Source organism: Nonomuraea sp. NPDC052129, assembly GCF_040680095.1.
Lineage (GTDB): Bacteria > Actinomycetota > Actinomycetes > Streptosporangiales > Streptosporangiaceae > Nonomuraea.
In genome coordinates this window covers 65,473-90,940 of sequence record NZ_JBFAVX010000043.1, presented here as the reverse complement: position 1 = coordinate 90,940, position 25,468 = coordinate 65,473, and the positions used below count along the sequence as shown (strand labels likewise).

Sequence of the window (25,468 nt, the reverse complement as noted above, 5' to 3'; positions counted from 1 at the left end):
CTACCGACCCTGAGGTGGCGGGCTGGACCCAGGGGCGGGTTCCCGCAGGTCAGCGGGCCGGTATCCGAAGTGCTACGACCTAGGTATTAAGGGGCGCTTCAGGGCCTGTTCGGGTCGATCTCCGATACTCCGGAAGCCCGTATTCCACGACCTTTGAAGCATGAAGGCATTGCTTGTCAGTGGATTCGCGGCCATCGGAACCGGCGCCGGCGCCATGCTCACCTTGCACGCGGAATCGGGGCTGGACCCCATGCACAGCGTGATCAGTGAGTACGCTTTTCAGCCCTTGGGATGGCTGCTGCCGACCTCGCTGACGCTGTTCGCGGTCGGCTCGGCACTGATCGCCGAGTCGCTGCGCCGGGCGGGCGCGAGCGTCTGGGTCGTGCTGCTGCTGCTGGCGTGGGGCGGGAGCATGTTCCTGATCGGTGCCTTTCCCACGGACCGTCCGGGGGTGCCGCTTTCGCTGTCGGGCGGCATCCATAGATATGCCGCCTTCGCCGCCTTCCTGGTGATGCCGGCCGCGGGGATGCTGCTGGCCAACGCGCGAGTCCGGTACGCCAGGGCCGTACGGGTCCTGAGCGCGGTGGCGCTGGGCGCGCTGCTGCTCGTCGTGGTCCCGTACGTCGTGCGGATGTTCGGCATCGAGTTGTCCAACGACGACATCCCCGCCGGGCTCACCCAGCGGGTCGTGGTCCTCACCGAGATCGGGGTGCTGGCCCTGGCCGGGATGTCGCTGCTCAAGCCCGCGGTTCAGCGCTCCCAGGGTGGCGTGTCGCCCATCTTGGCGTAGTACTTGGCCAGGTTCTTCTTGACCCTCTCGATGTCGCCCTGCGGGATCTTGACCCCGCCCCTGGCACCGTCCACGACCGCGGCGGCGGCGATCACGGCCCGTGGGACGACTTTCAGCTCACCACCGACGACGTCGGCGATCGGCAGCTTGTAGGCGCCGAACTCGTCGGCGTCGTCGCTGTCGTACCAGAGGAAGGCCTGGCGGTACTTCTCGTCGGGCTTCTTCTCGGCGTCCGCCCACTTACGCACCCGCTTGTCGGCCGCGGCCGCGTCCCATTCGCGATCACGGTCGGCGAGAGGCAGGTCCCGGAACTGTGTGACAGTCATATCCGCTGGCTACCCGGCTCCAGGGCGTGAAACGGGCTGATCTGGAAAGAGCTCGCCTATGGAAGCAACTGAGCAGACCATTCTGATCGCGTACGACGGCTCCGACGACGCCAAGGCGGCGATCGCCTTCGCGGGCACGCTGCTGCCCGGCGCGCGCGCCGTCGTACTGACCGTGTGGGAACGCCTGGCGCTGGCGTCGGCGCGGGCGTCGGCCGGGCTGATGATGACCATCGACGATTCGCCCGTCGAGGACGAGGCCGTCGGGCAGGCCATGAGGGAGCTGGCATCGCAGGGCGCGGAGCTGGCCAGACAGGCGGGGTTCGACGCTTCGCCGCGGTGTGAGCCGGACGCGTTGTCCGTGTGGTCGTCCATCGTGGACGTGGCGAACGAGATCGAGGCCACGTTGATCGTCACCGGGACGCGGGGGCAGGGCGGGGTGAAGTCGCTGCTGCTCGGGAGCACGTCCGACCGCGTGCTGCACCACGCGCGCCGGCCGGTGCTGGTGGTGCCCACGCCGGAGTAGTTCTGGCGGCGACGTGCTGCCTAGATTTTCGGATGCGCCGGGTTCATCCGGAACACTACGATGAGCGCATGACGTCGCGACTGGTGATGATGGCCCCGTAGGGGGCTTCCACCGACGACGTCTTGTTCGAGGCCCTGCTAGCGGGGCCTCGCATCGTGTCCGGGGCCTCTCGGGAGACACACGATGTACATCACGACCACCATCCCTTACGTCAACGCCCGCCCGCATCTGGGGCACGCGCTGGAGTTCGTGCAGGGCGACGTGCTGGCCCGGCACTACCGGTTGCGCGGCGAGCCCGTACGCTTCCAGACCGGCACCGACGACAACTCGCTGAAGAACGTGCTGGCCGCCGAGGCGGAAGGCGTCCCGGTGCGCGAACTGGTCGATCGCAACGCGGCCGCCTTCGAGGGGCTGCGCGAGTCGTACGACCTGTCCTTCGACTCCTTCATCCGGACGAGTCACCATCCGGGGCATCGCCCGGGAGTCGAGCGGATCTGGCGGGCGATCGACGGCGACCTCTACCAGCGGCACTACGAGGGGCTCTACTGCGTCGGCTGCGAGCAGTTCCACAACGAGGGGTCGTGCTCCGAGCACGAGGCGCCGTTGCAGCACATCTCTGAGCGGAACTGGTTCTTCCGCCTCTCGCGCTACCAGGACGCGCTGCTGGACCTGATACGCGGTGGGCGCCTCAGGATCGAGCCGGCCGCGCGGCGGAAGGAGGTGCTGGCGTTCATCGAGGCGGGTCTGGCCGACATCAGCGTCTCGCGCGCCGCGGACCGGGCCCGCGGCTGGGGCATACCCGTGCCGGGCGACCCCTCCCAGGTGGTGTACGTGTGGTGGGACGCCCTGGCCAACTACGTCACCGCGCTGGACGGTGGCGACTACGACCGCTGGTGGGCGGCGGAGCCGCGCAAGATCCATCTGATGGGCAAGGGCGTGATCCGCTTCCACGCGGTGTACTGGCCCGCGATGCTGCTCGCGGCGGGCCTGCCCCTGCCCGCTGAGATCTTCGTGCACGACTACCTGACCGCCGGCGGCCGCAAGATCAGCAAATCGGCCGGGACACCCGCCGACGCCGAGGCGATCGCGCGGGCCTGCGGCGCCGACGCGGTGCGGTGGTGGCTGCTGCGCGAGGTGCCACGGGTCGGCGACGCCGACTTCACCGTGGAACGGCTGGTCGCCAGGGCCGACGAGGATCTGGCCAACGGCGTCGGCAACCTGGTCAACCGGGTCGTCACCATGGTGCACCGCTTCCAGGACGGCGTGGTGCCCATTGTCGCCGTCGACGGGGAGGCCGGACATGGGCTCGTTGACGCCTGCGAGAGCGCACCGGGGCGGGTGCACGAGGCGCTGGAGGATTTCGACTTCCGCCGCGCCGCGGCCGCGGTCTGGACGATCGTCGAGGAGGCCAACAAGTACGTCGAACGCGTACAGCCGTGGCGCCAGGAGCCCGATGACAGGGCGACCTCGCTGGCGACGCTCGTCCACGCGTGCCGGGCGCTGGCCGGACAACTGGCGCCCTTTCTGCCCACCGGGGCGGCGCGGGTGGCGGCGGCGGTGAGCGGGGAACGGCTGCCCAGGCCCCAGCCGCTGTTCCCGCGGCTGGCTGGTTGTTGACGGGGTGTAGGGCGCGGCCTAGGTTGGCGGCACCGACCAGCCGGTATGGAGGCGCTCATGCCCACCGTCAACACCGTTCGCGGTCCCGTCGATGTCGATGAGCTTGGTCAGACCCTGATGCATGAGCACATCTTTGTTCTCTCTACCGAGTTTCTCGACAACTACGGCAAAGGTGCTTGGTGGGACGAGGAGTTCCGGGTCGCAGACGCCATCGGCAAGCTCCAGGCGGTGGCGGCGAAGGGCGTGCGGACGATCGTGGACCCGACGGTGTGGGGCCTCGGACGGTACATCCCCCGCATCCAGCGCATCGCCGCCGAAGTGCCGGATCTGCACATCATCGCCGCGACCGGCATCTACAGCTTCGAGGAACTGCCTCACCAGTACGACCACCGCGGCCCCGGCCTGCTCCTGGACATGCCCGACCCGATGATCGACGACTTCGTACGCGACCTCACCGAGGGCATCGCCGACACCGGGGTCAAGGCGGCGTTCCTCAAGTGCGTGGTCGAGCAGAAGGGTCTGACGCCCGGGGTCGAGCGGATCGGCCGGGCCGTCGCGCGGGCGCATGCGCGTACCGGTGCGCCGATCACCGTCCACACGAACTCCTTCACCCAGAGCGGGCTGACCGCGCTCGACCTCTTCGCCACGGAGGGCGTGGACCTGACGAAGGTCGTCGTCGGGCACGCGGGCGACACCAACGATCTCGACTACCTGATGCGTCTGGCCGACACGGGCGCCACGCTGGGGATGGATAGATTCGGGTTGGATGCCTACAATGCGACGTCCGACCGGGTGGCCACCATCGCCGCCCTCTGTCAGCGGGGATACGCTGATCGGATGGTCCTCAGCCACGACACCGCCTGCTTTATGGACTACTTTGTGGAGTCTTGGGATGACGCACTTCGCACGATGGCGCCCAACTGGCGCTACGATCACATCCACGATGAGGTCTTGGCCGCACTGCTGGACTCGGGTGTGACCGGCGATCAGATCGAGCAGATGCTGGTGTCCAACCCAAGACGCTACTTCTCGTAAAGTGGTGACATCGGGCGAGCAATGCGGGTAGGTGGAACTGGGTGACTTCGGAGCAGGCCTTGTCGATCAGCCTCGGGCTCCAGGGACCGTGTGTCATCGCCAGGCTCACGGGAGACTTCGACTTCGGGTCCGCGGCCGAGGTGCGTGATCGCGTCACCAAGGCGCTCGACCTGACCCAGCCACCCTTACTAGTCATCGACATGCAGGCGGTCAGCGTCTGCGATTCTTCCGGGCTTTCCGTGCTCGTTTATCTGCACAAGGCGGTGACCGCCTCCGGCGGCCGGCTGTTGCTTTCCGGGCTGAATGGCAGGTGTAAGCACCTTTTCGCGATCACCGCCCTCGACAAGTTCTTCGACATCCGCACCACCGCCGAACTCGCCATCGCGGAACTCAATGAACCGGGGAGTTCGCCGCCGTTTACCGGGTAGTCGCATTGGTATGTCGGCCGAAGAGCCCGACCTGCTCGGCATGTATCTGGAGCAGATCGGAAAGACACCATTGCTCTGCGCCGCGGACGAAGTGGACCTGGCACGACGGATCGAGGCGGGGCTCTACTCGGGCTACCTGATCAGCCGTGGCGAGGGCACACCGGAGCTCGAACACGTCCGCCGCGACGGGCAGCGTGCTAAGGACCTGCTCATCAGGTCCAATCTCCGGCTGGTGGTGGCCGCCGCCAGACGCTACGCCTTTCGTGGGCTCCCACTCCTCGACGTCATCCAGGAGGGCAATCTCGGGTTGATCAGGGCCGTGGAGAAGTTCGACTACAAACGTGGCTACAAGTTCTCCACCTACGGGATGTGGTGGATCCGCCAGGCCATCGAACGCGGCATCCACGACAAGAGCCGCACCATACGGCTGCCCACGCACGTCGCCGAAGAGCTGGCGCGACTGAGCAGGATCGCCCGGCAACTGGCCGCCGACCTGGGGCGCGAGCCCCGGGAGGCGGAGCTCGCCAAGGCCGCGGAACGCTCGCTCCGCCACGTCGCCGTGCTACGGCGGCTCGCCCAGGAGACGGTCAGCCTGGACGTGCCCGTCGGCGAGAACGGCGAGGGGAACATCGGCGACATGATCCCCGACGAGGACGGTCTCCAGGTGCAGGAGTTCACGGAGCGCCGCGCGTTCAACGCCGAACTGCACCAGGTGCTCACCTCGCTCCCGCCGCGAGAGGCATTCGTCCTCAGACTCAGGTACGGCCTGGCGGGCAATGAAGCCCGCAGCTATACCGAAATCGCGGATCGTCTCGGGCTCACCAGAGAGCGCATCAGGCAACTGGAGAAACAGGCGTTGAAACGCCTGCGACAGCTGCGTCCATTGCTCGCCTGGGCTTCGTGACGAGAGGTAATACGAGAGGTAATAGGGGTGTGGTCGGAAGACCGATTGACTCGGCCATTTTTCTGACGGTTAATCGGGGCCCTGATGCCGCTTTCAATGGCTTTCGACGGTTTTCGACGGGCGGAAGCGGCGGCATGTTGACGCTATGGGGGCAACATGGTCAAGGGTCTCGTCTGCTTCTTCTTAGCGGCCACGGTTTTGGCGGTGCCGACGGCGGTGCTTGTGGCGCCGGCCGCTGGGGACGCCGCTTCCCCGGCACCCGCCTTCACGAGGGTGGCCGCTTTCACGGGGGCTTCCGCTTTTGTCGGGGTGGCCGCGAGTCCGACGGCCACCCTCTCCAGCACCGCCAAGCCACACCTGGTCAAGTACAAGATCTACTTTGGCCGATGCAAGGACACATGCCTGGTCAAGGTGCGGATCACCAACATCTCCCGCAAAACCCTCTATGCCGTCAGCCTGAACGCCCGGCTCAAGGTCAACGGCAAGAAGGTCGGGTCCTGCTACGACTACGTCGGCACCATCCGCGCCAAACGCACCCGCTGGGGGTCATGCACCGTCAGAACCCGTACGCTCTCGAACATGTGGAACCGGTGGCTCGACGGCGGGATCCGCTTCGACCGTGACGTCACCACGGTCGTGCACTCCGAGTATTACCGCTGACCAGGACGCCAGGGGTCGCACCCGGTCCGGCCTCTGACCGTCAGGAGGTGACCATCAGAGCGAGGCCGATGAGAACCACGACCGGGACGAGCCAGACCACGGCCTCTGCGGCGAACTCCTTGTACATTACGTTGATCTCCCTTGAGACGCCCGTGCGGGGGCGGCGGTAAAACGTCCAGTGCGCAGCATAGCCGCCCGTACCTACTACTCCAGTTGTAGATGGTGATGTTCGTCGTCACTGCCGCGACTTGCCGCAGGTAGCGGACTTGCTGGGCAGCACCCGTTTGTCTCGCCCTCTGAGAAGGGCGCGGCCCGCCTGTAGTTACCGGTCGTTCTGGGCCATCTCGGGCCGCAGGTCCGATACGTGCACGATCAGGGCTCTGGCGAGGGTGTATTCCAGCGTGTGGCGGTCGGTCAGTGGGACGTCGTGGAGAGTCGGTGGACCGGAGGGGGAGACGACAATTCCTTTCACACCCCACGGTTTGTAGTCGGGCGAGGTGTAGACGTGGGCCTGGTGCTGGAGACGCGGGCACGCGTCCAGCGCCTCGGGGATGCACCGCATGCAGGTCGGTGGCTTGCTGAGGCGGCCGGACGCGGGGGCGTCTTCTCGTGGAAAACCCAGGACGGGCGCCCGGTGCCGGGGTCCAGCGCGGGACCTTCGCACACCTGGCACAGCCGGTGCAGCATGCATGTCCGCTGCCGGAGCGTGTGCATCTCCTGGTAGTTGACCTTCCCACGCCGATCGCACTTCTGCCGGGCCCACAGTACGGACAGGTTCCAATCGTCTGCCCGGGGATCGGTGTAGGACAACCGCCGCCCGCTCAGCGCCCACATGTCGTGGATGACGACTAGGTCGAGCGCGACGGTCTCCTTGTTGTAGGCGGCGACGTACGGCACCCGGGCGGCAACCGTGGTCCCATGACTGTCCATGCCGGGAACGGTAGGAAGAGCCGCCCGGGAGCCACCATAGAAGTTGCGCGAAGTTGCTTGACGGCTCCGCGAAGTTGAGCGATGTTGTTGACGCAGGACGATGGAAGCTCGGACACGGAGCACCCGCCTCGGGGAACCTTGAGAGATCAGTCTCCGCCGAAAGGAACGGGTCATGGCACGTCGACTGCGCTTCAATGGCTCCGGGCTCCGGTGAGGGCGGCTGTCCCGCCGTGCATGAAGACCTCGACACGGGTGAGATCATCGTCCACGGACCGCGACTTACCGACCCCGACGTCATCGCCCAGCTTCAGCACCTCGACGAGGACGAGATCCCCATTGTGGTGCCGCGCAACACGCTGATCGACTTCGGTCCGCGCGACCGGGACACCCAGCCACGCATCCTCGACCCGGAGCGATTCGCCCAGCTCTTCGAGAACTTCCAGCACAGCGCATGGCATCTGGAGGTGCGCGCACGCTACGCCTCCGACGAAGCCACCGAGACCTACGCCCAGTTCGTACGAGGTGAGACGCCCACTTGGGACCTCACCACCCCGTGGAGCACCACCATCCGCGCGAAGACCGAGGACGGCGCGGCCGTCGGCCGGGTGCGCATCGTCGACAACCCGCCTACCACGGGACAGTTGTACCTTCTCGCGCACGCGGCGAAGAACGCTGCTCTGGGCGAGGATGTTCGCAACATGTGGCGCGGATGCCGAGCGCGTGTACCTCCCGGACGAAGATTTCTGGATCTTCGACTCCCACATCGTCGCCCGGTGCCTCTTCGACGACGGCGACAACCTCACGGGCGCCGAACTGATCACCGAGCCGGCGGCCGTCGATCAGTACAAAGCCTGGTCGGCGAAAAGTAGCCAAATGATGAGCCCAGGCCGTAGCCCGGCGTCATCGTTCGCTTTGGGCGATGCGTTTGCGGAGGCCGGCCAGCGACTCGTCGGCCATCAGCGCGGGCAGGCGCGGCGCGTCGGCGTCGATTCGCTGGAGCACCTCCGGCTCGGCGCCGTGGAAGCGGCTCCACGCGCGGACCACCTCGGGCATGGCGGAGACAGCCGCGTCCGTCAGGATCGCCTCGCGCGGCAACCAGGAGGTGAGGAACCGTGAGACCCGGGCCGGACTCCACCACAAGGGCCGATCGCCCACGAACTCGACCAGTTTCTCGAACGCCTCCTGCGCTCCCGGCAGGTCTGGCAGATCCAGGAACCGGGACAAGGTGTCATCGGGCGCCTGCCGTACCGGATCGGGGACGGCCTGCGCACGGGCGAGCGCCAGCGGGCGGACGGCGGGCAGGCTCTCGGCGATCGGTGCCCCCATGACGAGGTCGGTCATCTCGAACGCGTCCAGCACCCGCCCCGCCACCACCGCCGGATCCGCCGGCCGCAGGTCCAGGTCGTCGAGGAACTTCGGCTCCTCGACTGTCGCGTCGACCGCCAGGCCGCCGTTGACCTGGTCGATGCCTACGATCAGGACGTGCGGCTCCTTGCCGTCGGGGTAGCGGAAGCGCAGGGCGGCCAGGGTCTGCTCGCCGTAGCGGTCGGCTTTGCCGTACCACGCCTGGTCGCACACGACCTGCCCCATCCGCCCGACCCACTTGGGCAGTCCCCGCGCGGCCTCCCTCCCCGCCTCCCGCAGCGTCTCCCGAAGCGTCTTCTCTCCTCCCGGCTCCCGCGCGGTCGCCTGTCCCGCTGGCCGCTCCGTCTCGTCGTCCTGGGTTGCCGTCTCGTCGTGCCCCAGAGCGGCGGTCTCCACGGTGGCCAGGGCAGCCAGCGTGAGGCGGGCCTCCGGGCCGCCGTCTTCGGTCAACTGCCGGACGAGCGGCTGGACCTCCGCTGGGCGCAGTGTGGCCGTGAGCCGCGCCGCCCAGAGCTCGGTGCGCAGCGGTGAGCGCCACCTGAGCAGGTCGCGGGCCTGGGTGATCGCCGTGGTGTACGCAGATGTACTCACCCTCCGACCGTATCGCCCCAGCGGGCCCGGCCGGCTCGCCAAGGTTGCGCTGGCAGCGGACCCACCCCGACGGCGGGCGACCCCTGGCGGCGGAGCGCACGCGCGAAGTGCTGGACAGGCGCCGGTTCTATTCTGATATGTTGCGTACGTTCAGTACGGACTGAACGTACGAAACTTTCGCGGAGGCAGGATGCCGACACAGGATGAGCTCGAGTTCGTGGATCACTTCGGCCTGTTCTTCGAGACCGCCGGTGGCAGCCGTACGGCAGGCCGGATGTTCGGGTGGTTGCTGATCAGCGATCCGCCAGAGCGGTCGATCACCGAACTGGCCACCGAGTTGCAGGCCAGCAAGGCGTCGATCAGCACGGTGGTACGCCAGATGCAGCAGGCCGGCTTCGTCGAGCGGGTGCCCGCTCCGGGTTCGCGGCAGCACCACTACCGCCTCAAAGAGGGCGGCTGGCTGCAGATCGCCCAGGCCCGGCTGGGCTTTCTGACCACCGGCAAGGACTTGACCAAGCGTGGCATGAAGCTGGTCTCCGGTGACCCGGCGCGACAGGAACGGCTGCAGGAGTTCGCCGACTTCCTCGGCTTCATGGAGAAGGAGTACGGCGACGAGATGATCCGTCGCTGGGAGGCCTACCGCAGAGGAGAGCGGTCATGACGACGAATGTGATCTCGGTTTCCGGCTTAGTGAAGCGATTCGGCCGGGCCACGGTTCTGGACGGGCTGGAGCTGAATGTCGCGCCTGGCGAGGTGCACGGCTTCCTCGGCCCCAACGGCGCCGGGAAGACCACCACGGTTCGTGTTCTGCTAGGCCTGCTGCGCGCCGACTCCGGCGACGTTCGCCTGTTCGGCGCCGACCCCTGGGAGAGCGCGGTGGCGTTGCACCGCAAGCTGGCCTATGTTCCCGGCGATGTGAACCTGTGGCCGAACCTGACCGGTGGTGAGGTGATCGACCTGTTCGGCCGCCTGCGCGGCGGTATCGACCGGGCTCGCCGCGCCGAGCTGCTGGATCGGTTCGGCCTCGATCCGAAGAAGAAGAGCCGCACCTACTCCAAGGGCAACAGGCAGAAGGTGGCGCTGATCGCCGCGTTCGCTTCTGAAGTGCCGCTCTACATCATGGACGAACCCACATCCGGTCTGGACCCGCTGATGGAGGCGGTGTTCCAGGAGTGCGTGCTGGAGGCCAAGCAGGCGGGCAAAACGGTCCTGCTCTCCAGCCACATCCTGGCCGAGGTGGAGGCCCTGTGCGACCGGGTCAGCATCGTGCGCGATGGCCGGACCGTCGAACACGGCACCCTGGCCGAACTGCGCCACCTGACCCGGACCAGCATCACCGTTGAGACCGCCACCCCGCTGAGCGGCCTGGCCGACCTTCCTGGAGTGCACGATCCGTCGGTGAACGGAACCAAGGCCACCCTGGCCGTCGACACCGCCGAACTGGACCATGCGATGGGATACCTGCATCGGTTCGGCATTCGCTCCCTCGCCTGCGCGCCTCCGACGCTGGAGGAGCTGTTCATGCGCCACTACGACCGCTCCTCCGGCGGGGCGGCGGATCAGGTTGGAGCGGCACGATGAGCACCGCCCCTCTCCTTGTGCCCCGCCACGCGTCCTTCGCCGAATCCGCGTTCGCTGGGACGTGGTCCGCCGTACGGCTCATCCTGCGCAGGGACCGGATCCTGCTCCCGGTGTGGATCCTCGGTCTCGCCGCGATCACTTCGAGCACCGCGGCCGGTGTCATCGGGCTGTACTCCTTGGCGGCCGACCGGCAGGAGTGGGCCGACGGGGTCGCGGGCAATCCGATGGAGCTCGCGCTGGTCGGGCCGATCTTCGGCTCGAGCAGCGGTGCGATCACCAGCTGGCAGGTCGGTGTGCGAAGCCTGCTCGGCGCGGCGCTGGCCGGCCTGCTCATGGTCATCAGGCACACCAGGACCGAAGAGGAGACCGGCCGCCGCGAGTTGCTCGGCTCCACGCCGTTCGGCCGCCACGCTCAGCTGGCCGCGGCGCTGCTGGTCACCGTGGCGGCAAGCTGCCTGGCGGGTCTGCTGACGGCGGTGGCGCTGGCCCGGCTCGGCTTTCCGCTCGCCGGAGCGCTCGCGCTGGGAGGCGCCATCGCGAGCATGGGACTGTTCTTCGCCGGGGTCGGCGCGGTCACCGCTCAGCTGTCGGCCGGCGCGGGTTCCGCCCGCGGGATAGCTCTCGTCGTGCTGGCCGTCGCGTACGTGTCGCGCGCGGTCGGTGATGCCGGTGGCGGTGACTCCCCGCTGTCCTGGCTGTCGCCGTTCGGCTGGGCGCACCGGGTCCGGCCGTTCGCCGGGGAACGATGGTGGGTCCTGCTGCTCCCCGTGATCGCTACGGCGCTCCTCGCCGGCGTGGCCATCGCGCTGTCAGCGCGCCGGGACATCGGCGGAGGTCTGATCGCCTCCCGCGAGGGCCCGGCTACCGCGTCCAACAGCCTGCGCGGTCCGCTCTCCCTCGCCTGGCGGCAGCATCGGACCGGCCTCGCGGGTTGGGCCGCCGGCTTCTGCTGCGCGGGGTTCGCCCTGGGCGGTATCGCACTGAGCGTCACCGAGCAAGCGGGCCAGAGCGAGCAGCTCCAGGAACTGATCGCCTACCTTGGCGGCGGGGGCCGGCCGGTGGACGGCGTCTTCGCGCTCTTCGTGTACATCCTGGCGCTCGCCGCGGGCGCCTACGGCGTGCTGGCGGCGCTTCGGCCACATGCCGAGGAGGCGTCCGGACGGGCTGAACCGATGCTGGCCGCCCCAGTCGGTCGCGTTCGGTGGCTGGGCGGCCATCTGCTCATCGCAGCCATGGGCTCGGCCGCCCTGCTCGCCGTCCTGGGCCTGGCCACCGGCCTCACCTACGGCCTGGCGAGCGGCGATGTGCCGGGGGAGCTGGCGCGGATGCCGGTCGCCGCGCTCGCGTACGCGCCCGCGGTCTGGGTCATGATCGGGATAACCGGTGTTCTGTACGGCCTGACGCCACGGGCCGCCACCGCGGGTGCCTGGACCATTCTCGTGCTCAATGTCCTGGTCTTCTTGATCGCGCAAGTGCCGGGGATGGATCCCTCGATCGCCTATGCCTCGCCATTCATCAACGTCCCGAAGCTGCCCGCCGCCGCGCTGTCCGTCAGCCCTCTCGCAGTGTTGGTGCTCATCGCGGCGGCGCTGGCGGCGGGTGGGTTGTTCGGCTTCACTCGCCGCCGCATCACATGACGGACCAGGCCGGCACGCGGCATCTGATCAGACCCAGATGGATCCGACTGCTGCGCGGCTGAAGGTCACTTCGAGCTGCCGTCGGATCAGACTCAGGTGGATCCGACGGCAGCTCGATTCAAGGTCACTTCGAGTTGCGGTCGTCTCCGGTCAGGCCGGCCTTGCGGAGGGCTTCGGCCATGGCGCCCGAGGGGGCCGGGCGGCGTGCGCCACCGCCGCGCTGTCCGCCCTCTCCACGACCCCGCTGGCCGCCGTCGCCACGCTGACCGGCGTCGCCCCGCCCGCGCTGGCCACCATCGCCGCGTCCGCCGCCACCGCGCGCACCGTCACCGCGTCCGCCGGACCCGTCACCGCGTCCGCCATCACCCCGCGCGCCGCCTCGGGGCCCGCCGTCGCCACGGCCGGCCGTTGCTCCGCGTCCGCCGTCTCCGGCAGTCCCACGACCCGCCGAGCCCCGGCCGCCGTCTCCAGCCGAGCCGCGGCCCGCGCCGCCCTGGCCGCGGGAAGTGCGGCCCTCGGAGGTGGTCTCGTCGTCCAGGCGCAAGGTCAGGGAGATGCGCTTGCGGGGGATGTCGACCTCGAGGACCTTGACGCGGACGATGTCGCCGGGCTTGGCGACGTCGCGGGGATCCTTCACGTAATTTCGGGACATGGCGGAGACGTGGACCAGGCCATCCTGGTGTACGCCGACGTCCACGAACGCGCCGAAGGCGGCCACGTTCGTCACCACGCCCTCCAGGATCATCCCGGGCAGCAGGTCGGAGATCTTCTCCACGCCCTCCTTGAAGGTCGCGGTCTTGAACGCCGGCCGTGGGTCACGGCCGGGCTTCTCCAGCTCGCGCAGGATGTCGGTGACCGTGGGCAGGCCGAACGTGTCGTCCGTGAACTCCTGCGGCTTGATCGCCCGCAGCGTCGCCGTGTTGCCGATCAGCGTCTTGAGGTCGGTCTGGACCGAGCTGAGGATGCGCCGGACCACCGGGTAGGCCTCGGGGTGCACGCTGGAGGCGTCGAGCGGGTCGTCGCCGCCCGCGATGCGCAGGAAGCCCGCGCACTGCTCGAACGCCTTGGGCCCGAGCCGGGCCACGTCCTTCAGGGCCGCGCGGGTCTTGAAGGGGCCGTTGGAGTCGCGGTGGCGCACGATGCTCTCGGCCAGGGTGGCGCCGATGCCCGACACGCGGGTGAGCAGCGGCGGCGACGCGGTGTTGACGTCGACGCCCACGGCGTTGACGCAGTCTTCGACCACCGCGTCGAGCGAGCGGGACAGCTTGGTCTCGGCGAGGTCGTGCTGGTATTGGCCGACGCCGATCGACTTGGGATCGATCTTGACCAGCTCGGCCAGCGGGTCCTGGAGGCGGCGCGCGATGGAGACCGCGCCACGGATCGACACGTCTAGGTCGGGCAGTTCCGCGGAGGCGTAGGCCGAGGCGGAGTAGACGGACGCGCCCGCCTCCGATACGACGATCTTGGTCACCGACGGCATGTGCTTGACCAGCTCACCGGCCAGCTTGTCGGTCTCGCGGGAGGCGGTGCCGTTGCCGATGGCGATCAGCTCGACGCCGTGCTTCTGCGCCAGCGCGCCCAGGACGGCCAGCGACTGGTCCCACTGCCGCTTCGGCTCGTGCGGGTAGATGGTGGCGGTGTCGACGACCTTGCCGGTGGCGTCGACCACGGCCACCTTCACGCCGGTGCGCAGGCCCGGGTCGAGGCCCATGGTCGTGCGGGTGCCGGCGGGGGCGGCCAGCAGCAGGTCGCGCAGGTTGGTGGCGAACACCCGCACCGCCTCGTCCTCGGCCGCCTGCCACAGCCGCATCCGAATGTCGATGCCCAGGTGCACGAGGATGCGGGTGCGCCAGGCCCAGCGTACGGTCTCGTTGAGCCAGCGGTCGGCCGGGCGGCCCTGGTCGGAGATGCCGAATCGGGAGGCGATGCGCATCTCGTATTCGGGGCTGTCGTCGGGCTCCAGCGTGACGGAGAGGATCTCCTCCTTCTCGCCCCGGAACATGGCCAGGATCCGATGCGAGGGCAGCTTGGTGAACGGCTCCCCGAACTCGAAGTAGTCGGAGAACTTCGCCCCCGCCTCCTCCTTGCCCTCACGGACCGTGGACAGCAGCCGGCCACGGCCCCAGAGCTGCTCGCGCAGGCCGCCGATGAGGTCGGCGTCCTCGGCGAAGCGCTCGATGAGGATCGCCCGCGCGCCCTCCAGCGCGGCGGCTCCGTCGGCGACGCCCTCGGTGACGAACGTCTCGGCCAGCGCGGCCGGGTCGAGCGAGGGATCGGCGAGCAGCTGGTCGGCCAGCGGCTCCAGACCCAGCTCGCGGGCGATCTGCGCCTTGGTGCGCCGCTTGGGCTTGTAGGGGAGGTAGATGTCCTCGAGCCGGGCCTTGGTGTCGGCCGCCATGATCTGGGCCCGCAGCTCGTCGTCGAGCTTGCCCTGAGACTCGATGGACTCCAGGATCGCCGTCCTGCGCTCCTCCAGCTCGCGCAGGTAGCGCAGCCGCTCTTCGAGCGTGCGCAGCTGGGCGTCGTCGAGGGCGCCGGTGACCTCCTTGCGGTAGCGGGCGATGAACGGCACCGTCGCGCCGCCGTCGAGCAGCTCGACGGCCGACAGAACCTGCCCGTCGCGTACGCCGAGCTCTTCCGCGATCCGCTGGTGAATAGAGAGCACTTGCCTGCCTTTCGATGGTCCCGCCGGTCAATTGTGCAGGACGGTGCCGTCTTTCATGACCAGAGTGCGCGCCGGGTGCGTGATCACGGCCTCGGCCGCGCCGCTCGCGGGGACGACGACGAGGTCGGCCCGGTCGCCGGGAGCCAGCCCGTAGGCGTCGAGGCCGAGCACGCGGGCGCCGCCGTAGGTAGCCGCCTCCAGGGCGAGCTCGATGTCCTCGTCCCTGCGGAACGTGCTGCGGTAGGCCACGTGCATGGCGCGCTCGAGCATGTCGCCGCTGCCGTAGGGGCCCCACAGGTCGCGGATGCCGTCGTGACCGCACGCCACCGTGACGCCCGCGGCCCGGAGCTTCTTGATCGGCGGCACCGGGAAGCTGTAGACGGCGGCCGTCGCCAGCGCCACCCCGGCCTCGGCGAAGCCCTGGGCCAGGCGGTCCTGGTAGGCCTCGTCGAGCTGGCCGAGCGCGTAGGCGTGGCTGACCGTCACCCTGCCCGCCAGCCCGAGCACCCTGGTGCGCTCGGTGATGAGCTCCAGCTCCCAGGCGCCGAGCGAACCGCCGTCGTGGAGGTGGATGTCGAGCCGCGCGCTGTAGCGCTCCGCCAGCCCGAAGACGATGTCGAGGTGGCGCACCGGGTCGCGGTCGATGCCCGCCGGGTCGAGCCCGCCGACCGCCTCCACGCCGCTCTTGAGCGCCGCTTCGAGCAACTCGGCCGTGCCGGGGTTGGTGAGCACGCCGTGCTGCGGGAAGGCGACCTGGCGCACGTCGATGGGCGAGCCCGCCGCCGCCTCCCGCACGGCCTCCACGCCGCGCAGGCCGACCAGCGGGTCGATGTCGGTGTGAGTACGGACGTGGGTGGTGCCGTAGGCGCTCATCCGCGCCAGCAGCGCGGCGACGCGTTCGACGCTCGGCACGCCCAGCTCGGCGCGGCGGCCCAGGTCGTTACCGATGCGACCGGCCAGCGTGTCGGCGGCGGAGTGGGGCACCCAGGGCCCTCCGTAGAGGGTCTTGTCGAGATGGCAGTGAGCCTCGACGAGGCCGGGCAGCACGAGGCCGCCGGTGATGTCGAACGAGCGCGCGGCGGGCGCGTCGATCCCGGTCGCGACCCGCTCGATACGGCCGTCGCGGACGAGGATGTCGGCAGGCGCCTCGTGACCCCACGGCCGCCCGCCGTGGAGGAGCACATCCGTCATGCCCAGCACCCTAAAGGGCGGCACCGACGTTTCCGCGATTCCGCCCAAGGTCATTTCCCGTACGGCGGGGCGTTGTCAGATTGTGTCGAGGTGGGAGACGTTCGCCTGGTCTGGGGCGTCCGTGCTCGGTACACCGGCCAGCCAGGCGTCGAGGATCTCGTCGAGCACCACCTCGGACGTCAGCCGCAGGCTCAGCGCCAGCACGTTGGCGTCGTTCCACTTGCGGGCCCCGTCGGCCGTGTAGGCGTCGACGCAGAGCGCCGCCCGTACGCCCGGCACCTTGTTCGCCGCGATCGAGGCGCCCGTGCCGGTCCAGCAGCACACGACGGCCTGGTCGGCGCGTCCCTCGCTCACGTCGCGCGCGGCGAGCTCGGACGCCCATGCCCAGTCGTCGCGTTCCTCCGGGTTGAGCGCGCCGTGCGTGACCACCTCGTGCCCGCGGGTACGCAGCAGCTTCACGACGCGCTCGGCCACGCCGTCCAGGCTGTCGGTCGCCACCGAAATTCGCATGATCGCTTGCCTTTCCGGAAATGTCGGGACGGCCCCCGCCATCACGGCCCCTATGTCGTCGCGACCACAGCACTTATGCCGCCGCCGCCACCGCAGGTATGCCCGCCACGAGCTTCGCCGCGCGGAGCCGGATCGCGCAATCGGTTTGCCGGTTCACAGACCTGAGTTGGTCCACGTAACGCCGACCTGACTGGCGCAATGAGTGGCTATGTGCTTGGTTGTGTCGCCATATGACCATCGACATCAGTGACATTCCCGCCCTCGCCCGGGGATGCGCCGTGCTGGGCACCGGAGGTGGCGGGGACGTGCGTACCGGTTCACTGGCGGCGATCCGGGCGATCCAGACGTACGGGCCGGTGCCGCTCATCGAACTGGCGGACCTGCCCGCGGACGCGCTGGTCGTGCCGCTGTCCGGCATCGGCGCGCCGACCGTCAGCCACGAGATGATCCACGGCGAGGACGAGCCCAAGCGGATCGCGGAGGAGATTGAGCGGATCTTCGGCCGCCCGCCGGCGGCGGTCATGTCGTCGGAGATCGGCGGGGCGAACGGCGTCGCGCCCGTCGCCTGGGCCGCCCAGCTCGACCTGCCGCTGCTCGACGCCGACGGCATGGGGCGGGCGTTCCCCGAGGTGCAGATGGTGTCGATGTACGTGGCGGGGCTGCCGGTCGACCTCGTCATCATGTCCGACATCGTGGGGAACATCGTGACGATCCGCCCCATCGACGGCCTCTGGTCCGAGCGTCTGGCGCGCGCCGTCTGCGTGGCGGCGGGCTCGCACGCGCTGATGGCCGACTACGTGCTCACCGCCGCACAGGCACGCGGCGCGGTCATCGAGGGTACGGTCACCCGCGCGCTGGCCGTCGGCCGGGCCACCGAGGGCGCGGCGGAGCCGCTGCGCGCCCTGGCGGAACGGCTCGGCGCGGCCCGGCTGATCACCGGCAAGCTGACGGACGTCGAACGGCGCACCACCGGCGGGTTCGTCAGGGGTACGGCCATGATCGAGGGCACCGGTGACGACCGGGGCCGCACGCTCACGCTGGAGCTCCAGAACGAGAACCTCGTCGCCCTTGAGAACGGCCGCCCCAGGGCCATGGTGCCCGACCTGATCACCGTGGTCGACACCGAGACGGCCGCCGCCGTACAGACCGAGAGTCTGCGCTACGGCCAGCGCGTCACGGTGCTCGCCTGGCCGTGTGACCCGCTCTGGCGGACGCCCAAGGGGCTGGAGACGGCGGGGCCGCGCGCGTTCGGCTACGACCTGGAGTACGTGCCGATCGAGGAGCTGGCGAAGGGGGAGCCGCGTGACTGAGGGCGGGCTGCGGATCGGGATCGACGTCGGCGGCACGAACACGGACGCCGTCGTGCTGGACGCCGCCGACCGGGTGGTGGCGAAGGCCAAGCGGCCGACGACCCCGGACGTGACCGAGGGGTTACGGGCGGCCCTGGACGCGGTGCTGGCCGATGTGGCCACGTGGGAGCGGATCACCCGGGTCATGCTGGGCACCACGCACGCGACCAACGCGATCCTGGAGCGCAGGAACCTCGGCCGGGTGGCCGTGCTCCGGCTCGGCGCGCCCGCGACCACCGCCGTGCCGCCGCTCTCCGACTGGCCGGACGACCTGCGCAAGGCCGTGTCCGCCGGTGAGGTCATCGTGCCGGGCGGACACTACGTCGACGGCCGCGAGATCGGCTCGCTCGACCTCGGCGCGATCCGCCGGTTCCTGGACGGCGTACGGGCCGACGCCGTGGCGGTGACCGGAGTGTTCAGCCCGGCCAGCGCCGACCACGAGCGGGCGGTCGAGGAGCTGGTCCGGAACGAGTACGGGCTGCCCGTCTCGGTGAGCCATGAGATCGGCTCCCTCGGGCTGCTGGAGCGGGAGAACGCGACCGTGCTCAACGCCGCCCTGTACGGCGTGGCGGCTCATGTGACCGAGGCCCTGGTGACGGCGCTGGCCGAACGGGGGCTGGGGGCGCGACCGTACCTCGCCCAGAACGACGGCACGCTCATGACGGTGGCGCACGCCGCCCGGCTGCCGGTGTCCACGATCGGCTCCGGACCGGCGAACTCGCTGCGCGGGGCGGCGTTCCTGTCGGGGGTACGTGACGCGATCGTGGCCGATGTGGGCGGCACCTCCACGGACCTGGGCGTGCTCGTCGGCGGCTTCCCGAGGGAGTCGGCGGCGGCGGTGGAGATCGGCGGGGTGCTGACGAACTTCCGGATGCCGGACATCCTGGCCATCGCGCTCGGCGGCGGCACCGTGGTCCGGCCGGGTGGGGCCGGTGTGCGGGTGGGGCCGGACTCGGTGGGGTACCGGATCGCGGAGGAGGCGCTGGTCTTCGGCGGCGCCACGACGACGGTCACCGATGCCGCCGTGGCGGGCGGCCGCGTCCCGGCGAACGCGGCTGACTGGCGCGACCGGCTCGAAGCCGCCGCCCACGCCTCCAAAGCCGCAACCCACGGCGAGGCCGCGAAGCCCGCGGAAACGGCGGCGTACGGCGCGGGCGACATGTCGGAAACATTCCGCGACACTCTGCAAAGTGCACTGGCCGTCGCCGACGCCATGGTGATCGACGCCGTGGACCGGATGGCGCTCGGCCGGGCCGACCGTCCGCTGGTGGCGGTGGGTGGCGGCGCCTTCCTGCTGCCCGCCGAGATCCCCGGCGTGAGCGGCGTCATCCGTCCCGAGCACGCCGAGGTGGCCAACGCCGTCGGTGCGGCCATCGCCCTCGCGAGCGGCAGAGTCGATACGATCTTGCCTGCGGGCGAAAGCCGGGCAAAGGCGATCGAAAGAGTCAAAGAGGAGGCGGCGGCTCGTGCCGTGGCGGCGGGTGCGGACCCGGCCAGGGTGGAGATCGTCGACCTGCTCGAGGTGCCGCTGAGCTATCTCTCAGAACCCGCGGTGCGGGTACACGTCAAAGCCGCCGGACCTCTGTCCCGGTGACAGATCGAAAGGACTCCCCACCCATGCGCTGGCACAAGCGTTTGCTCGTCGCCGGGGTCACCGGGGCCGTGGCCATGACCGCAACCGCGTGCGCGGGCGGCCAGGTACGCGGTGCGGACCGGACACCGAAGCCGAGCGCCACGACGAGCGAGTCCGCCGTCGCCGCCACCAAGGCCAACGACGCCACCTTCGTTTACGCGCCCAACCTCGACGTGGTCACCGACTGGGACCCGGCGACCTCGTACTCCAACGAGATCATCGCCATGTCCAACATCTACGAGGGCCTGACCAGGTACAACACCCAGTCGCAGAAGCCCGAGCCGCGGCTGGCCACCGAGTGGACGTCGGCCGACGGCGGCAAGCAGTGGACGTTCAAGCTGCGCCAGGGCGTGAAGTTCCACACCGGCGCCCCCATGGACGCCGAGGCGGCCAAGAAGGCCATCGAGCGCACGATCAAGATGAACGCGGGCGCCGCCTACATCTGGGGCTCGGTCAAGACGATCGAGACGCCCGACCCGGCGACGCTGACGTTCAAGCTGAAGTACGCGGCTCCGCTCGACCTGATCGCCTCCTCCGGCTACGCCGCCTACATCTATGACACGGCCGCCGCCGACAAGCTCAAGGATGGCAAGACCGACGCCGGCACCGGCCCGTACACCATCGACACCTGGCAGAAGGGCAAGGAGACCGAGCTCACGCTGAAGGCGTACGAAGACTACTGGGGCGGCTGGACGCCTGAGCAGTACAAGAAGATCGCCTTCCGGGTCACCCCTGAGATCACCACCGCCTGGCAACTGCTGCAGAAGGGCGAGGTGAACTTCGTCGAGCGCCTCAACCCGCAGCTCTTCGAGCAGGCGGGCGCGACCCAGGGCGTGCAGACCTCGCAGAGGCCGTCCTTCCAGAACCTGCTGCTGCTGTTCAACACCGCCACCGGCCCGATGAAGGACGTCAAGATCCGGCAGGCGCTCCAGCTCGCGCTCGACTACGACGGTCTCGTGGCGGCGCTGAAGGGCGCGGGCAAGAAGAGCACCGGCCTGGTGCCGCAGGGCCTCATCGGCTACACCGCCAACATGGAGCCCAAGCAGGACCTGCCCAAGGCGCAGGCGCTGCTGGCCGAGGCGGGCTACGGCCCCGACTTCCCCGAGCTGAAGCTGAAGATGACCTACGCCCAGGGCGACGAGGACCAGAAGCTCCTGGTGACGCTGCTCAGCTCGGCGCTGAAGCAGCTCAACGTGAGCCTGGAGGCCAAGCCGATGGCCTGGAACGCGCAGTGGGACCAGGGCAAGAAGCAGGGCCAGGACATCTTCGTCATGTACTGGTATCCCGACTACGCCGACGCCTACTCGTGGTTCCTCAACGTGTTCAGGAGCGCGGACAAGCCGCAGTTCAACCTCTCCTACCTGAAGAACGCCGAGATCGACAAGGAGATCGACGCGCTGCCGCAGCTCACGGCCACCGACAAGTTCGCCGCCGAGCAGTCGTACGCGACCATCCAGAAGCAGATCATCCAGGACCAGGCCGCGGTGGCGGTGCCGTACGTGCAGACCTACCAGCGCGCGCTGACGGCGGACGTGCAGGGGTACGTCGACAACCCGGCCTATCCCAACGTGGTCTTCTTCTACGATCTCAAGCCCGCAAGCTGAGCCGTGCCGCGCTATCTGGCCCGCCGCCTCGGCCAGGCCGTCCTGGTCGTGGCCGGGGTGGTCGTGCTGACGTTCGCCATCATGCGGCTGGTGCCCGGCGATCCGGCGGTCGCGTTCGCCGGGCCGAAGGCGACGCCCGAGGAGCTCGCCGCGGCCCGGCTGCGGTTCGGGCTGGACGACGCGATCCCGGTGCAGCTCTGGAACTACGTCAGGGACCTGGCCACGGGCGACTGGGGCACCAGCCTGCGGACCCGGCAGCCGGTCCGCGACGACCTGCTGCTCGCGTTCCCCGCCTCTCTGGAGCTGGTCGGTACGGCGCTGCTCATCGCGATCGCGGTGGGCATTCCGGTCGGCGTGCTCGCAGCCCGCTATAAGACGAAATTTCCGGACTTTGGGGTGCGGGTCGTTAGCATGCTGGCCGTCTCGGTCCCGGTGTTCTGGCTGGCTCTGACGCTGCAGACGGTGTTCGCCAGCAACCTGGGCTGGTTCCCGGTCGCCGGCGAGTACGACTCCACGCTCGACACCACCAGCCCGCTGACGCTCTGGACCAACATCACCATCGTCGACGCGCTCATCACCGGCAACTGGCCGATCTTCACCAGCACGCTCGAACACCTGGTGCTCCCCGCGCTGGTCGTGGCGGCCTACCCGGCGGGCGTGATCGCGCAGATGACCAGGGCGGCGCTCATCGAGGAGTCCGGGCAGGACCACGCCCGGCTGGAGCGGGCGCTCGGCTTCGGGGAGACGTCGATCCTGACCAGGTTCGCGCTGCGGCCCGCGCTGAACCCGGTGCTGTCCCTGATCGCCCTGGTGTTCGCGTACGCGATCGTGAACGGGTTCCTGGTCGAGGCGGTGTTCAACTGGCCGGGGCTGGGCCGGTACGCCGTCGAGTCGATCCACAGCCTCGACACCCCGGCCATCGCGGGCGTCACGCTGCTGGTCGCGATGGTCTATGTGCTGGCCAACCTGGTCGTGGACCTCCTCCAAGGCGTGGTGGACCCGAGAGCGAGGGCCCGATGAGCGTGGGTCCGACGAGCCAGGAGGACCGCTTGGAGCCGCGCCCCGAGGACGCTCCGGAGGCGGTGCGGCTGCGTCGTACGCTGCCGAAGATCACCGACCGGTTCGCCGCCGCCGGGGCGGTGCTCATCGTGCTCATCCTGCTGGCCACGGTCCTGGCGCCGTGGCTCGCGCCGTACCCCGTGGACCGGCTCGCTCCCGTCGACGCGCTGCTCCCGCCGAGCGGCGCGCACTGGTTCGGGACCGACAAGGTCGGGCGGGACGTGCTCACGCGGGTCCTGTACGGCGGGCGAACCTCCCTGACCATCGCCGTGGCCGTCCTGGCGGTGTCGGCGGTCGTGGGCGTCACGCTGGGCGTGGTGGCGGGCTACGCCGGCGGCTGGGTGCGGGACGTCATCATGCGCGTCACCGACGTCTTCCTGGCCTTCCCCGCGCTGCTGCTGTCGCTGGCGCTGGCCGTGGTGCTGCAGCCCAGCGTGACGACCGCGATCGTGGCCATCGCGGCGACCTGGTGGCCCTGGTACGCCCGGCTGTCCGCCTCCGTGGCGGCCTCCATCTCGACGCGTGGCTACGTGGACGCGGCCCGCTGTCTGGGCGTGCCCGCGCCCATGATCGTCCTGAGACACGTCCTGCCGAACTCCCTCACCCCCGTCCTGGTCCAGATCTCCCTCGACGCGGGCGGGGTGATCCTCACCGCCGCCGCGCTGTCGTACCTGGGGCTCGGCGCGCAGGAGCCGACGGCGGAGTGGGGGCTGATGGTGGAGCAGGGACAGACGCTGTTCACCACGAACTGGTGGGTCGTGACCTTTCCCGGGCTGGCGATCCTGGTGACGGCGTTCGCCTTCAACGTGCTGGGGGAAGGGCTGCGCAACGCCCTGGATCCGCGAAGGGTCGTCAAGTGATCGAGGTCAGGGATCTTCAGGTGCGGTACGGGGAGCGGCTGGTTGCCCACGTGCCGGAGCTGGACGTGCGCGCGGGGGAGTGCGTGGCGATCGTGGGGGAGAGCGGGTCGGGCAAGTCGACCACGCTGCTCTCGCTCCTGGGCCTCACTGAGGGCGCCCACGTGTCCGGAAACATCCGGGTCTGTGGGGTCGAGGTGCTCCAGGCGCCGGAACGGCGGCTCCGCGAGATCAGGGGTGCCAGGGTGGCGCTCGTGATGCAGTCACCCCAGGCCGCGCTCAGCCCCACGACCCGCCTGGGCACCCTGATGCGCCGCGCCCTGAAGCTGCACGGCCGCGGCGGCGACCAGGGGGCCGAGCGCGGGGCGGGGCGGGAGGTCAGGCAGGGGAAGGTGCGGCGGGTCATGGTGGAGGCCGTTGAGGCGGTCATGCTCGATCCGGGCATCCTGCGCCGCTATCCGCACGAGATCTCCGGCGGTCAGGCGCAGCGGTTCGCGATCGCGCTGGCCATCGCGCTCGGCGCCGAGGTGATCCTGGCCGACGAGCCCACCAGCGCGCTTGATGTCACCGTGCAGGCCGAGGTCGTCGGCGTGCTGCGGCGGCTGCGCGCGGAGCGCGGCCTGGCCCTGCTGCTCGTCTCCCACGACCTGGCCCTGGTTTCCACGATCGCCGACCGGGTGCTGGTCATGAAGGACGGCGCGGTCGTGGAGAGCGGCCCGGCCACCGAGGTGCTCGCCGCGCCGTCCCATCCGTACACCCGTGAGCTGCTGGAGGCGCTGCCGTGACGATGCTCAGGGCGGAGGGGGTGACGCTGGGGTACGGCAAGACGCCGGTCGTGCACGATGTCACGCTCGACCTCACCGACGGCGGCGTCGGCCTGATCGGGGAGAGTGGCTCGGGCAAGACCACGCTGGCGCGGGCCTTCCTGGGCCTGCTAACCCCCACATCCGGAAATATCTGGTACGGCCAGCAAACCCTGAAAAAAGCTGACATGAGGGCGTTTCGCAGAGACGTCCAACCGGTCTTTCAAGCCGAAGCCCTCGACCCCAGGATGCGCGTCGGCGCCTCCATAGCCGAAGCCCTGCCCAGGAACGCCAGGCACCGCGTCCCCGAGCTCCTGGACCAGGTCGGCCTCTCCCCGGACCTGGCCACCAGGCGCCCGCACCAGCTCTCGGGCGGCCAGCGCCAGCGCGTGGTCATCGCCAGGGCGCTCGCGGTCGGCCCCCGGCTGCTCATCCTCGACGAGCCCACCAGCGCGCTCGACGTGACCGTCCAGGCCAGGATCCTCGACCTGCTGGCCGGCCTCGACACGGAGCATCTGCTCATCACGCACAACCTGGCCGTGGTCGGCCGGCTCTGCCGCACCTCGCACGTGCTGTTCGCGGGGCGCGTCGTGGAGTCGGGGCCGACGGCCGACATTCTGGCCAGGCCCGCGCATCCGTACACGCTGGCGCTGCGTGACGCCGTACCGAAGCTCGGGGGAGAGCCGCCCGTGGCCAGGGGCCGGACGGAGGCCCGCCCTGCGGAGACGGGCTGCCCGTTCCAGCTGCGCTGCCCGCTGGCCGTGCCGGAGTGTGCGACGGCGCCCGCACTCAGGGAGGTCGGGGGCCGTCAGGTTGCCTGCCACCGCGCCGAAGACGTGCTGCGCTGAAAGCGCTCACGCAGCCGGGCTTGAGGGCGCTTACTTGGCCGTGCTGTCCGCGAAGCGGCCCTGGAGGTGGGCGCACAGGTCGTCGGAGAGTTTGGACAGCAGCCGCTCCAGCTCCGCCCGCTCGTCCGTGGGCCAGTCGGCGATCGCGGCGTCGAACCAGTCGACGGTGATGCGGCGGCATCGGGCAGCCGCCTCGGCGCCCTCATCGGTGAGCGCGATTCGCCAGGCCCGGCCGTCGTCGGGGTCCTTGACCCGGGACAGCAGCCCGCGCTGCTCCAGCGACGAGACGTGCCGGGTCACGTGTGGGCTCTCCACCTGCAGGCCCTCGGCGATCGCGCCCACCCTGCGCGGCTCACCGGCGTCGAGGAGATAGACGAGGATCTGTACGTCAGGACGGTCGAGCCGGACGCCGGCCGCCTGGGTCAGCTGATCATGCGTCTTGGCGCGGTTGAGGGTGGTCACCAATCGCCTGAAGGCCGACACGGTCTTGCTGAGATCTTCACCCATCGCTTTGATTACCTAACTTACGTATGTATCATCGTCTCTCGGTTACTTACCCAAG

Annotated in this window: 25 protein-coding genes and 1 pseudogene; 18 read left to right on the top strand and 8 right to left on the bottom strand. The window is 69.5% G+C overall.

Annotated elements, in window-relative coordinates; translation table 11 throughout:
- Positions 1–160: 160 nt before the first annotated feature.
- The gene (locus AB0L53_RS52265; RefSeq protein WP_364012245.1) at positions 161–790 is read left to right on the top strand and encodes a DUF998 domain-containing protein; all 630 of its coding nucleotides are present in this window, start codon (positions 161–163) and stop codon (positions 788–790) included.
- Here AB0L53_RS52265 and AB0L53_RS52260 read toward each other — a convergent pair.
- A complete protein-coding gene (locus tag AB0L53_RS52260) occupies positions 751–1,116 on the bottom strand; it encodes a hypothetical protein (RefSeq protein ID WP_357955959.1) in 366 nt (121 codons plus the stop codon). The genes AB0L53_RS52265 and AB0L53_RS52260 overlap by 40 nt on opposite strands.
- Positions 1,117–1,174: 58 nt before the next feature.
- Here AB0L53_RS52260 and AB0L53_RS52255 point away from each other — a divergent pair, with 58 nt between their 5' ends.
- The 6 genes from AB0L53_RS52255 to AB0L53_RS52230 all read left to right on the top strand — a co-directional run bounded on the left by AB0L53_RS52255 (position 1,175) and on the right by AB0L53_RS52230 (position 6,283).
- Entirely contained in the window at positions 1,175–1,639 is a 465-nt protein-coding gene (locus tag AB0L53_RS52255; RefSeq protein ID WP_364012241.1) for a universal stress protein, read from the top strand.
- 183 nt (positions 1,640–1,822) lie between these two features.
- Positions 1,823–3,256: a methionine--tRNA ligase gene (locus AB0L53_RS52250; protein ID WP_364012238.1), complete on the top strand. Its 1,434-nt coding sequence runs from the start codon at positions 1,823–1,825 to the stop codon at positions 3,254–3,256.
- Between the two features lie 45 nt (positions 3,257–3,301).
- Complete coding sequence (locus tag AB0L53_RS52245; protein WP_364012235.1) at positions 3,302–4,291, top strand: phosphotriesterase-related protein; 990 nt, start codon at positions 3,302–3,304, stop codon at positions 4,289–4,291.
- Between the two features lie 41 nt (positions 4,292–4,332).
- Positions 4,333–4,719, top strand: coding sequence for an STAS domain-containing protein (locus tag AB0L53_RS52240; RefSeq protein ID WP_219530398.1), 387 nt, complete (start codon positions 4,333–4,335; stop codon positions 4,717–4,719).
- A gap of 10 nt (positions 4,720–4,729) precedes the next feature.
- Positions 4,730–5,623 (top strand): sigma-70 family RNA polymerase sigma factor, encoded by an 894-nt coding sequence (locus AB0L53_RS52235; RefSeq protein ID WP_358544513.1) that lies wholly within the window; start codon positions 4,730–4,732, stop codon positions 5,621–5,623.
- Between the two features lie 156 nt (positions 5,624–5,779).
- Positions 5,780–6,283, top strand: coding sequence for a hypothetical protein (locus tag AB0L53_RS52230; RefSeq protein WP_364012231.1), 504 nt, complete (start codon positions 5,780–5,782; stop codon positions 6,281–6,283).
- A gap of 322 nt (positions 6,284–6,605) precedes the next feature.
- Here the strand turns inward: AB0L53_RS52230 and AB0L53_RS52225 are convergent, their stop codons facing one another.
- Positions 6,606–6,755: a hypothetical protein gene (locus tag AB0L53_RS52225; protein ID WP_364012228.1), complete on the bottom strand. Its 150-nt coding sequence runs from the start codon at positions 6,753–6,755 to the stop codon at positions 6,606–6,608.
- Positions 6,752–7,213, bottom strand: a complete 462-nt coding sequence (locus tag AB0L53_RS52220; protein ID WP_364012225.1) for a hypothetical protein — start codon at positions 7,211–7,213, stop codon at positions 6,752–6,754. The genes AB0L53_RS52225 and AB0L53_RS52220 overlap by 4 nt, the downstream gene beginning before the upstream one ends.
- 194 nt (positions 7,214–7,407) lie before the next feature.
- On the opposite strand from AB0L53_RS52220, the pseudogene AB0L53_RS52215 reads away from it, so the two are divergent.
- A pseudogene (locus tag AB0L53_RS52215) lies at positions 7,408–8,011 on the top strand (DUF6879 family protein); the annotation flags it as partial.
- A 102-nt stretch (positions 8,012–8,113) separates the two neighbouring features.
- On the opposite strand, the gene AB0L53_RS52210 reads toward AB0L53_RS52215, so the two are convergent.
- Positions 8,114–9,169, bottom strand: a complete 1,056-nt coding sequence (locus tag AB0L53_RS52210; RefSeq protein WP_364012222.1) for a hypothetical protein — start codon at positions 9,167–9,169, stop codon at positions 8,114–8,116.
- Between the two features lie 190 nt (positions 9,170–9,359).
- On the opposite strand from AB0L53_RS52210, the gene AB0L53_RS52205 reads away from it, so the two are divergent.
- Genes AB0L53_RS52205 through AB0L53_RS52195 form a run of 3 tightly spaced genes read left to right on the top strand, consistent with a single transcriptional unit; the run spans position 9,360 to position 12,387 of the window.
- Positions 9,360–9,830 (top strand): MarR family transcriptional regulator, encoded by a 471-nt coding sequence (locus tag AB0L53_RS52205; protein ID WP_364012219.1) that lies wholly within the window; start codon positions 9,360–9,362, stop codon positions 9,828–9,830.
- Positions 9,827–10,750, top strand: coding sequence for an ABC transporter ATP-binding protein (locus AB0L53_RS52200; RefSeq protein ID WP_364012216.1), 924 nt, complete (start codon positions 9,827–9,829; stop codon positions 10,748–10,750). Before AB0L53_RS52205 ends, AB0L53_RS52200 begins: the two co-directional genes overlap by 4 nt.
- Positions 10,747–12,387 (top strand): ABC transporter permease, encoded by a 1,641-nt coding sequence (locus AB0L53_RS52195; protein ID WP_364012213.1) that lies wholly within the window; start codon positions 10,747–10,749, stop codon positions 12,385–12,387. The genes AB0L53_RS52200 and AB0L53_RS52195 overlap by 4 nt, the downstream gene beginning before the upstream one ends.
- A gap of 124 nt (positions 12,388–12,511) precedes the next feature.
- Here the strand turns inward: AB0L53_RS52195 and AB0L53_RS52190 are convergent, their stop codons facing one another.
- The 3 genes from AB0L53_RS52190 to AB0L53_RS52180 form a co-directional block, all read right to left on the bottom strand.
- A complete protein-coding gene (locus tag AB0L53_RS52190; protein WP_364012210.1) occupies positions 12,512–15,052 on the bottom strand; it encodes a Tex family protein in 2,541 nt (846 codons plus the stop codon).
- Positions 15,053–15,079: 27 nt separating this feature from the next.
- On the bottom strand, positions 15,080–16,243 hold the full coding sequence (locus tag AB0L53_RS52185; protein WP_364012207.1) for an amidohydrolase: 1,164 nt from the start codon (positions 16,241–16,243) through the stop codon (positions 15,080–15,082).
- 75 nt (positions 16,244–16,318) lie between these two features.
- Entirely contained in the window at positions 16,319–16,753 is a 435-nt protein-coding gene (locus AB0L53_RS52180; protein WP_364012204.1) for an RpiB/LacA/LacB family sugar-phosphate isomerase, read from the bottom strand.
- A 230-nt stretch (positions 16,754–16,983) separates the two neighbouring features.
- Between AB0L53_RS52180 and AB0L53_RS52175 the strand changes: the two genes are divergently transcribed.
- From AB0L53_RS52175 to AB0L53_RS52145, 7 genes are read left to right on the top strand one after another with little or no spacing between them, the layout of a single operon-like run.
- Positions 16,984–18,063 carry a DUF917 domain-containing protein gene (locus AB0L53_RS52175; protein ID WP_364012201.1) on the top strand — a complete coding sequence of 360 codons (1,080 nt, stop codon included), beginning with the start codon at positions 16,984–16,986 and terminating at the stop codon, positions 18,061–18,063.
- Positions 18,056–19,696 (top strand): hydantoinase/oxoprolinase family protein, encoded by a 1,641-nt coding sequence (locus tag AB0L53_RS52170; RefSeq protein WP_364012198.1) that lies wholly within the window; start codon positions 18,056–18,058, stop codon positions 19,694–19,696. Before AB0L53_RS52175 ends, AB0L53_RS52170 begins: the two co-directional genes overlap by 8 nt.
- A gap of 23 nt (positions 19,697–19,719) precedes the next feature.
- Positions 19,720–21,339: an ABC transporter substrate-binding protein gene (locus tag AB0L53_RS52165; protein ID WP_364012195.1), complete on the top strand. Its 1,620-nt coding sequence runs from the start codon at positions 19,720–19,722 to the stop codon at positions 21,337–21,339.
- Between the two features lie 3 nt (positions 21,340–21,342).
- Complete coding sequence (locus AB0L53_RS52160) at positions 21,343–22,359, top strand: ABC transporter permease (protein WP_364012192.1); 1,017 nt, start codon at positions 21,343–21,345, stop codon at positions 22,357–22,359.
- A complete protein-coding gene (locus AB0L53_RS52155; RefSeq protein ID WP_364012189.1) occupies positions 22,356–23,258 on the top strand; it encodes an ABC transporter permease in 903 nt (300 codons plus the stop codon). Before AB0L53_RS52160 ends, AB0L53_RS52155 begins: the two co-directional genes overlap by 4 nt.
- Positions 23,255–24,040 carry an ABC transporter ATP-binding protein gene (locus tag AB0L53_RS52150; protein WP_364012186.1) on the top strand — a complete coding sequence of 262 codons (786 nt, stop codon included), beginning with the start codon at positions 23,255–23,257 and terminating at the stop codon, positions 24,038–24,040. Before AB0L53_RS52155 ends, AB0L53_RS52150 begins: the two co-directional genes overlap by 4 nt.
- A 2-nt stretch (positions 24,041–24,042) precedes the next feature.
- On the top strand, positions 24,043–24,906 hold the full coding sequence (locus tag AB0L53_RS52145) for an ABC transporter ATP-binding protein (protein ID WP_364012303.1): 864 nt from the start codon (positions 24,043–24,045) through the stop codon (positions 24,904–24,906).
- A gap of 30 nt (positions 24,907–24,936) precedes the next feature.
- Here AB0L53_RS52145 and AB0L53_RS52140 read toward each other — a convergent pair whose 3' ends face one another.
- Positions 24,937–25,413: a MarR family winged helix-turn-helix transcriptional regulator gene (locus AB0L53_RS52140; RefSeq protein WP_364012183.1), complete on the bottom strand. Its 477-nt coding sequence runs from the start codon at positions 25,411–25,413 to the stop codon at positions 24,937–24,939.
- Between the last annotated feature and the right edge of the window lie 55 nt (positions 25,414–25,468).